This window comes from Vibrio cholerae ATCC 14035, assembly GCF_000621645.1.
GTDB classification, from domain to species: Bacteria; Pseudomonadota; Gammaproteobacteria; order Enterobacterales; family Vibrionaceae; genus Vibrio; species Vibrio cholerae.
Genome location: NZ_JHXR01000043.1, coordinates 1 through 9220 on the forward strand (window position 1 = coordinate 1; position 9220 = coordinate 9220).

Annotated in this window: 6 protein-coding genes and 1 pseudogene; 3 read left to right on the forward strand and 4 right to left on the reverse strand. The window is 48.8% G+C overall.

The genetic code is table 11. The features are described from left to right. The 4 genes and pseudogenes from tnpA to T411_RS0114995 all read right to left on the reverse strand — a co-directional run. A pseudogene (gene tnpA, locus T411_RS0114980) lies at nt 1–230 on the reverse strand (IS200/IS605-like element IS1004 family transposase); the annotation flags it as partial. Nucleotides 231–409: 179 nt separating this feature from the next. Next, nucleotides 410–3274, reverse strand: coding sequence for an aminomethyl-transferring glycine dehydrogenase (gcvP, locus tag T411_RS0114985; RefSeq protein WP_000137693.1), 2865 nt, complete (start codon nt 3272–3274; stop codon nt 410–412). 143 nt (nt 3275–3417) lie between these two features. Beyond that, nucleotides 3418–3798 carry a glycine cleavage system protein GcvH gene (gcvH, locus tag T411_RS0114990; RefSeq protein WP_000361811.1) on the reverse strand — a complete coding sequence of 127 codons (381 nt, stop codon included), beginning with the start codon at nt 3796–3798 and terminating at the stop codon, nt 3418–3420. Nucleotides 3799–3834: 36 nt separating this feature from the next. Then, nucleotides 3835–5142 carry a serine hydroxymethyltransferase gene (locus tag T411_RS0114995; protein WP_000993300.1) on the reverse strand — a complete coding sequence of 436 codons (1308 nt, stop codon included), beginning with the start codon at nt 5140–5142 and terminating at the stop codon, nt 3835–3837. A gap of 387 nt (nt 5143–5529) precedes the next feature. Here T411_RS0114995 and T411_RS0115000 point away from each other — a divergent pair, with 387 nt between their 5' ends. The 3 genes from T411_RS0115000 to T411_RS0115010 all read left to right on the forward strand — a co-directional run bounded on the left by T411_RS0115000 (nt 5530) and on the right by T411_RS0115010 (nt 9151). Beyond that, entirely contained in the window at nt 5530–6153 is a 624-nt protein-coding gene (locus T411_RS0115000; RefSeq protein WP_001287804.1) for a helix-turn-helix domain-containing protein, read from the forward strand. Nucleotides 6154–6396: 243 nt separating this feature from the next. Continuing rightward, on the forward strand, nt 6397–7527 hold the full coding sequence (gcvT, locus tag T411_RS0115005; RefSeq protein ID WP_000139209.1) for a glycine cleavage system aminomethyltransferase GcvT: 1131 nt from the start codon (nt 6397–6399) through the stop codon (nt 7525–7527). 472 nt (nt 7528–7999) lie between these two features. Continuing rightward, on the forward strand, nt 8000–9151 hold the full coding sequence (locus T411_RS0115010) for a tyrosine-type recombinase/integrase (protein WP_001018595.1): 1152 nt from the start codon (nt 8000–8002) through the stop codon (nt 9149–9151). Nucleotides 9152–9220 lie beyond the last annotated feature (69 nt).

The window sequence follows — 9220 nt, forward strand, 5'->3', positions numbered from 1 at the left end:
AACGTCGAAATCGATACTTTGGGCGGAATTATCGCAACTAAGTGGACATGATCTGGCTGAACATTGAGTTCCAAAACTTCACAATCTTTCATATTACAAAGAATGTAGATCGAACGATTTAGCTCTTTGGCAACATTACCTTTTAAGATCTTAAAACGAAATTTTGGTGTCCAAACGATATGATATTTGCAACGCCAATAGACGTGTGATGAACTTCTGTAGTCGCCCATGTTATTTGAATCCTCTTACTTATGGTGAATAAGAGTTTGTCTTCTAACATGGGCGCATTTTCGGGCAAAAGCCCCTAGGGACAATCACCACCGCTAAAAGCGGTGGTTTAGGGATGACAATGAAAAAGGCGAGCACTCTGGCTCGCCTTTGTTAAACGGATGGTCATCCGGATGACCGATTAGTCCTGATAACTGTCAATGCTTGGGCATGAACAGACGAGGTTACGGTCGCCGTAAACGTTATCGACACGGTTCACCGTTGGCCAGTATTTGCTGGCTTTGGTGTGTGCCGATGGGAAGCAGGCGATTTCACGTGAGTATGGACGATCCCATTTCTCTTCGCGCAGATCCGCTTGGGTATGCGGCGCATGCACCAGAGGGTTGCTTTCAAGCGGCCATTCGCCATTTTTCACTTTGTCGATCTCGCCACGAATCGCAATCAATGCATCACAGAAGCGATCCAGCTCCGCCAAATCTTCCGATTCCGTTGGCTCAACCATTAAAGTGCCTGCTACTGGGAATGACATAGTTGGCGCGTGGAAGCCGTAGTCCATCAAGCGTTTGGCAATATCTTCTTCGCTAATCCCAGTTTCTTCTTTCAGAGGACGGATATCGATGATGCACTCGTGCGCCACTCGACCATTTGCACCACGGTAAAGGATCGGGTAGTGCGGACGCAGACGCTCCATCACATAGTTGGCATTCAAAATCGCCAGCTTGGTGGCTTCAGCCAGACCGTCTGCACCCATCATCGCAATGTAGGCCCAAGAGATCGGCAGAATGGACGCGCTGCCAAGATCGGCTGCGGAAACCGCGAAATCAGAACCCTCTACGCCACCTTCAATGTGTCCTGGCAGGAAAGGTGCTAGGTGCGATTTCACACCGATAGGTCCCATGCCTGGGCCGCCGCCGCCGTGTGGAATACAGAAGGTTTTGTGCAAGTTCAGGTGTGATACGTCTGAGCCGATAAAGCCCGGTGAGGTCAGCCCCACTTGCGCGTTCATGTTTGCACCATCAAGGTAAACTTGACCACCTGCTGCATGCACCATTTCACACACTTCACGCACTTGCTGTTCATACACGCCATGCGTTGAAGGGTAGGTGATCATGATGCTGGAAAGATGGTCTTTGTGCTTTTCAATTTTGTCCGCAAGGTCAACCATATCAATGTTGCCGTTTTCATCGCATTTCACCACCACGACTTTCATCGACACCATTGCCGCGGTAGCTGGGTTGGTGCCGTGTGCTGAGCTTGGGATGAGGCAAACATTGCGGTGGCCTTCGCCGCGGCTTTGGTGATAACGCTGAATCGCCACTAAACCTGCATATTCACCGGAAGCCCCTGAGTTGGGTTGCAGTGAGAAAGCATCATACCCCGTGATTTCACACAGTTTTTGCTTCAGGTCTTCAGCCAATGCCGCATAGCCCGCAGCTTGTGCTTTTGGTACAAACGGATGCAGTGCGCCAAACTCAGGCCAAGTGACGGGAATCATCTCCGCGGTAGCGTTGAGCTTCATGGTGCAACTGCCTAGCGGGATCATGCCGTGAGTAAGAGAGAAATCTTTGTTTTCCAGATGCTTCATATAACGCAGCATCTGAGTTTCACTGTGGTGTGTGTTAAACACAGGGTGAGTCAAAAACGCGCTTTGACGACGGCAACTTTCTGGAATCGCGGCGAGCTCATTGGTCGCAATGCGGTCGGAAAGTGCATGAACCTCTTCTTTAATACCAAAGATCGCAAAGAGCGCTTCAACGTCAGCCACTGTCGTGGTTTCATCAAAGCTCACGCCAAGCTGATTAGGCAGTTTACGCAGATTGATGTTCGCTTGTTGCGCAGCTTGGTACAGAGCATCGGTTTTTGCACCTGTATTGATCGCCAGCGTATCAAAGAAATGCTGATGCGCCAGTTCGTAACCCGCTTTGGTTAAGCCAGCAGCAAGAATCGCGGTGAGGTGGTGAGCGCGGCGCGCAATAGTGCGCAGACCTTGTGGACCATGGTACACCGCATAAAACGCAGCCATGTTGGCCAGCAGCGCTTGCGCGGTACAGATGTTGGAGGTCGCTTTTTCACGGCGAATGTGCTGCTCACGGGTTTGCATTGCCATACGTAAGGCTTGGTTACCTTTCGCATCAATCGAAACACCGATCACACGTCCCGGCATGGTGCGTTTGTGCGCATCACGTGTTGCCATGAAAGCCGCGTGTGGGCCGCCATAACCCATAGGTACACCAAAGCGCTGAGCAGAACCAATTACGACATCTGCGCCCATTTCACCCGCAGGTTTGAGCAGCACGCTGGCGAGTAAATCGGTCGCTACGGTGACTAAGGTTTTGTTGGCTTGTGCTTTGGCGATGATGTCAGTCAGATCGCGCACTTCACCGGTTGTACCCGGGTATTGCAGCAGTGCGCCAAAAGCTTCTTGTTGGGTGATGTTGTCAATCGAATCGACTTTTACCTCAAAGCCAAGGAATGCGGCGCGAGTTTTCACCACTTCAATGGTTTGTGGATGCACGTCATCGGCAACAAAGAACAGGTTGCTTTTGCTCTTGCCTGCGCGTTGACACAGTGCCATCGCTTCGGCCGCCGCTGTCGCTTCATCCAGCAGTGACGCGTTCGCAATCTCCATCGCGGTTAAATCCATCACCATCTGCTGATAGTTAAGCAGCGATTCAAGACGGCCTTGCGAGATTTCTGGCTGATAAGGAGTGTAAGCGGTGTACCAGCCCGGGTTTTCCATCACGTTACGTAAAATGACGTTCGGTGTGAAGGTGTTGTAGTAACCCTGACCGATGAAAGTCCGTTTAAGCTGGTTAAGTTTGGCGAACGATTTCATCGTTGCCAGCATATCAGCTTCGCTTTGAGCGGGCGCGAGCTGCATTGGCGCTTCTAAACGGATTTGGGCAGGCACGGTTTGGGCGATCAGCGCATCCAAACTTTCCGCATTCACCGTTTTAAGCATGGTGGCTTGTTCTTGTTTATCTGGCCCGTTGTGGCGTGCAACGAACTCATTTTGTGTGCTTAGGCTGTGAAGTAATTCTGTCATTGTCCTTTACCTTCTTTCCATGTGAGCATGCGAACAACCTTGGTGGAATCACCACTCACTTGGCGATCAAACATCACTCATTTGCGGTGAGTGACTTTGAAAAAAAGCCGCCCTGAAGGGCAGCTTTCTCATGCATATTGCGTTTAGTCTTCTTCGATTGAAGCTAGGTACTCTTCCGCGTCTTTTAGATCTTTGAGTTCATCAGGATCGGACATTTTCACTTTCACGATCCAACCGCCATCGTAAGGCTCTTCATTAATCAGCTCTGGGCTGTTTTGCAGATCTTCGTTGACTTCAATGACGACACCGGTCACTGGTGCATAGATGTCAGAAGCGGCTTTCACCGACTCAACCAGTGAAAAGCTGTCACCCGCATCAATTTCGGCATCGATTTCAGGTAACTCTACAAACACTACGTCACCGAGCATTTCTTGGGCGTGCTCAGAGATGCCGATGGTTACTGTACCGTCACCGTTGTCGCGAACCCATTCATGGCTTTCTGTGAACTTCAGTGTCTTGTCCATTGCGTATTCTCCAAAAAATATCGTACTGATAAAAAGCTATTGATAGAGCGGGAAGCGTTGGCACAGTGCTTTCACTTGTTTACGCACTTGTTGCTCAACGTCTGGGTTGCCTTCTGGGCTGGCCACCAAACCATCCAGAACGTCCCCAATCCACTCACCGATGAGTTTGAATTCTTCACGACCGAAACCACGGCTGGTTCCGGCAGGCGTACCTAAACGAATGCCCGATGTAATCATAGGCTTCTCTTCGTCAAATGGGATGCCATTTTTGTTACACGTGATCCCGGCACGCTCTAAGGCTTGTTCAACTTGGTTGCCTTTCAAACCTTTAGGTCTAAGGTCGACCAACATGAGATGCGTATCCGTTCCGCCAGTCACAATGTCACACCCGCGAGTTTGCAACACTTCAGCCAGCACTTTTGCGTTATCGATCACCGAATCAATATAAGTACGGAATTCAGGGCCGAGCGCTTCACCAAATGCCACTGCTTTAGCGGCAATCACGTGCATCAGTGGGCCACCTTGTAAACCGGGGAACACCGCAGAATTGATCTTTTTGTGGATCTCTTCGCTGTTGGTCAAAATCATGCCGCCGCGCGGGCCACGTAGAGTTTTGTGTGTGGTAGTGGTGACGACATGAGCATGCGGCAATGGGCTTGGATGTGCGCCAGTTGCTACCAATCCGGCAATGTGCGCCATATCGACCATCAACAGCGCGCCAACTTCGTCCACAATTGAGCGAAATTGAGCAAAATCGATAGTGCGGGGAATGGCACTGCCGCCTGCGATGATCATTTTGGGTTTGTGCTCTAACGCCAGTGCACGAACAGAATCGTAGTTAATTTCGAGGGTTTGGCGATCCACACCGTATTGCACCGCATTGAACCATTTACCTGAAAGAGCAGGGCGCGCACCATGCGTGAGATGACCGCCTGCATCTAGCGACATACCCATAATAGTGTCGCCCGGTTGCAGCAGAGCAAGCATCACAGCGCCATTGGCTTGAGCGCCTGAGTGTGGTTGAACGTTTGCGTATTGACACTGAAAAAGCATTTTGGCGCGTTCGATAGCAATCTGCTCAACGCTGTCAACATGCTCACAACCGCCGTAGTAACGACGGCCGGGATAACCTTCGGCGTATTTGTTAGTCAGGCAAGTGCCTTGCGCCTGCATTACGGCTTTAGAGACGATGTTTTCAGAGGCAATCAGTTCGATCTGTTCATTTTGGCGGGTGTATTCAGCTTGAATGGCGGCAAATACCGCATCGTTGGTCGCCGCCAGTGGGGTAGAGAAGAAGTTCTCAAGGCTAACGTTGGGATAAGCTTTGTTTAGATTTGCATTCATAGTAGATGGCCTTCCAATCTGATAACCGCACTAAGATGGGGTTATCGCTCCTTTTTCTGATCGCGATACTCATCGCGATCGGCTGAGTCATTCCTAATCTTGATTGCCCTAAACCTTGGCAACATAACCCCAATGAGCGGGATCGAAAACTCGCGGAAATCGACTGGTCATTCAGCCTAAAGCAGCGAGTGATTGCATCTCTTCATCTAACAAGTCGATAACATACTCTTTGCTTACAGAACAATCAATCAAAAATTTCCTATAGGAAACACGGTTTCTGATCTGCTTAGCAAAAGTACTTTTATTTCTTTGTGTGCTCTTTAATCAACAAATCGCTTCATGCCACAATGCTTGGTAGACAGGAAGTTTTATAACCAGAGGGAAAGCATGTCAGAAGACATTTATGATGAGTACCCATCCATCACTTTGGCTCGCGAATCGGGCGAGCAAGGTATCGAGCCACTCAAGCTGGGTCAGCGGATCAAAGATATTCGCACGCGATTAGGCATCACGCTTGAAGAGGCGAGCCAGCGTACTGGTCTCGCTCGCTCTACACTGAGCAAAATTGAAAACGAACAGATTTCGCCAACCTTTCAGGCTATGCAAAAATTGGCGCATGGTTTGCAGATTGAAATGCCGCAACTCTTTGAGCCACCGAAGAAAATTGTAGCGACAGGGCGGCGTGATATTACCCGTAAAGAAGCAGGAAAACCGCACCCAACCCAAACCTATGAACATGAATTGCTCGCGACTCAACTTTCTAACAAAAAGATGATGCCGTTCAAAAGCCGCGTGCGTGCCAGAGCCTTTGAAGAGTACAGCGATTGGGTGCGTCACGATGGTGAAGAGTTTCTGCTGATCCTTGAAGGTGAAGTGATGTTCTACAGCGAATTTTATGAGCCGGTACATCTGGTGGAAGGGGACAGTGTGTATTACGACGCCAACATGGGACACATGCTGGTTTCAGTGAGTGAAGAGGATGCGCTGATCCTTTGGGTCACCGCAAGATAGTGAGTTTCCTATCCGAAACATCCGCGTATAACAACCCAAGACGTGGAGTGTGTTGGTGGTGGTTTTTGATAACCATTCCTTAACAATATTGTTAACTGTGATGGTGAGCACTGTTTTAATTTGTTGAATCCTCTAAAACGGGCTCGGCTTGTTTATTATCGGAAACATAGTTTCCTCACTAAAGGAATCTTGCCACGGTAGATTGCGCCAAAAGCGCAGCTTTGGCTTATATGGAGAACAAGAATGACTGAACAACACGAAACCTTACTGACGACACCGCTACATGCGCTACACATTGAAGTTGGCGCAAAGATGGTGCCTTTTGCGGGCTACGATATGCCAGTTCAATACGCCCTTGGGGTGAAAAAAGAGCATATACACACCCGTGAAGCAGCCGGTCTGTTTGATGTTTCCCACATGGGGCAACTGCGTTTGTACGGTGCTCAAGCGGCTGCCGCCTTAGAAGCCTTGGTTCCGGTTGATATTATTGATCTCCCTGTTGGCAAACAGCGTTATGCGTTTTTCACCAATGCCCAAGGTGGCATTATGGATGATTTGATGGTGGCCAATATGGGGGATCATCTGTTTGTGGTGGTGAACGCGGCGTGTAAAGCGCAAGACATTGCGCATCTAAAAGCGCATCTGCCTGCGGATGTTGAGATGGAAGTGATTGAAGATCGTGCTCTGCTCGCGCTGCAAGGCCCCAAAGCGGCACAGGTGCTCGCACGTTTGCAACCTGCCGTTGCCAAGATGCTGTTTATGGATGTTCAACTCCTTGAGATCGATGGTGCAGAATGTATTGTCAGTCGCAGTGGCTACACCGGTGAAGATGGCTACGAAATCTCAGTGCCTGCTGATAAAGCGGCGGCACTGGCTCGTAAACTGACGGATTTTGAAGAAGTGGAGTGGATAGGCCTTGGTGCGCGCGACTCACTGCGTTTGGAGTGTGGTTTGTGTCTCTATGGACACGATCTCGACCCAACCACAACGCCAGTCGAAGCAAGCTTGCTGTGGGCTATTCAGCCTGTGCGCCGCAAAGGTGGCGCGCGTGAGGGCGGTTTTCCCGGTGCGGAGATCATTCTCAGCCAGATTGAAACCAAACAAGTTAGCCGTAAACGCGTCGGTTTGATCGGACAAACCAAAGCGCCAGTACGCGAAGGCACTGAACTGTTTGATGCGCAGGGCAACAAGATTGGTATCGTGACCAGTGGAACTGCAGGCCCAACGGCCGACAAACCAGTTTCCATGGCTTATGTCAGCACTGAGCACGCCGCTTTAGGCGGTGAAGTGTTTGCTGATGTGCGCGGGAAGATGCTGCCAATGACTGTCGAAAAAATGCCTTTTGTGCCTCAGCGTTATTATCGCGGAGCATAATTTCTTCAGTGTCATTCTTATGAGTAACGCTTATTAGCAAAGGAAGGGAAACCTTCCTTTGTGCTTTTTGCAACGGAGGTTTGCAGTCTCAACTGACCGAGAAAGCGGTTGTCATTTCAGCATATTGCTTTATGATGCTGCGACGTACTTAAGCTGGTGCATCCGTATTTGCGCCAAAATTTGTACCGAATTTTTTGAACTCGTTACGCCGCTATTTATTACAGAATGAATTTAAAGCGTAATTTTTTCACACAAGTGTTGCTTGGTGTAACTCACCAGTCACCTTTCATTCTCTTTCCCCGCACATCACACCCATTCCAACCTCCACAAAAAGTCCATATCTAGCAATCAGTTAGAAAAAATTCTATTTTCATTTTAATTCTTGCCCTATCTATCAAATTGAATATAAACCTATTGCATCAAAAGAAATCTTGTACCAAATTTGTACCAAATTTTCTGATGCAAGGTGAGTATGGCAATAACGGATGCATGGTTAAGAGCAACCAATGGCAAACCCTATTCAGGTAAGACTGAGATAAGCCACAGATTTGGGCTTGGCGTTCGTGTTAGCCCTAAAGGCAAGATCACTTGGGTTTATCGGGCTAACATCAACGGTAAAATGCAGCGCATCAAATTGGGTGAATACCCAGCAATGAAGCTGCGCGATGCAATCCAAGCCAGAGAAAGCCGAGCTGAGTTAGTCGAGCTTGGTTTTGACCCAAGAAAATCCACAAGATCTGCTAACGATGACTCAATAATCACTTTGAACGATCTTATCGATTATTGGGCAGAGAACCATGCAAGAGACAACATAAAGCAGTGTGATGCATTGCTGAAAATGTTCCACACCGATATCACTCCTACACTCGGTAATTACCCAGCAAAACAACTCGAACTGATCGATTTCATGCCTGTTTTCTTGAAGGCTAAAAGGCGGGTGAGTGCAAAGCATTCGGCTAACCTGATGACACGTTTCAAGCAAGTACTCTCATATGCAGTGCGTCATGGTTTGTTGAAATACAACGTACTGACGGAACTTAAAAAAGCCGATGTTGGGGTGCCCACTACACCGAAGAGAAGCCGCCAAGACGAACAAGGTGTCAAAGCACTTTGGAAAGCGATTGATGATATTTCCATTCACGAGAGCAATAAAAACTTTCTGCGCTTGATGCTGATTTTTGCCAACCGCAGTAACGAATTGCGGCTGGCTAAAAAAGCAGACTTTGATCTTGAGAAACGAGTGTGGACAGTCCCCGAAGAGAATAACAAGGTTCGTAAGAAGCAAGGCGGTGCTATTCGCAGAGCTATTCCCCCTCTTGCTGAAAAAATTATCATGGAGCAATTTGCCATTTGGCCGAATCACACCATGATGTTCCCCCCGGTGAATACGGAACAAGACAGGCCAATGTCAGCTAACGTGCCTGTCGATTTTGGCAGCAAGCTGGCCGATAGAATTGAAGAACTCGGTTTCCCGCGCACAACCAATCACGATATGCGAAGAACGGCGCGTAACATTTGGGAGTCAATGGGTGTGCCATACCACGTGGCAGAGACAATGTTAGGCCATAAAGTGCATACTGGTGTTCAGAGTCATTATTTAGGGAAGATGCGATTAAGTCTCTGATATGAGATCATAGCAACCATCAAAACAGCAAGGATGAGGTGACCGATGAGTCATCAACTGACTTTCGCA

What these genes read in the sequence shown, in the direction of transcription:
- gcvT (WP_000139209.1), top strand. Translation starts at nt 6,397, where the DNA reads ATGACTGAACAACACGAAACCTTACTGACGACACCGCTACATGCGCTA.
- gcvP (WP_000137693.1), bottom strand. Translation starts at nt 3,274, where the DNA reads ATGACAGAATTACTTCACAGCCTAAGCACACAAAATGAGTTCGTTGCA.
- T411_RS0115000 (WP_001287804.1), top strand. Translation starts at nt 5,530, where the DNA reads ATGTCAGAAGACATTTATGATGAGTACCCATCCATCACTTTGGCTCGC.
- T411_RS0114995 (WP_000993300.1), bottom strand. Translation starts at nt 5,142, where the DNA reads ATGAATGCAAATCTAAACAAAGCTTATCCCAACGTTAGCCTTGAGAAC.
- T411_RS0115010 (WP_001018595.1), top strand. Translation starts at nt 8,000, where the DNA reads ATGGCAATAACGGATGCATGGTTAAGAGCAACCAATGGCAAACCCTAT.
- gcvH (WP_000361811.1), bottom strand. Translation starts at nt 3,798, where the DNA reads ATGGACAAGACACTGAAGTTCACAGAAAGCCATGAATGGGTTCGCGAC.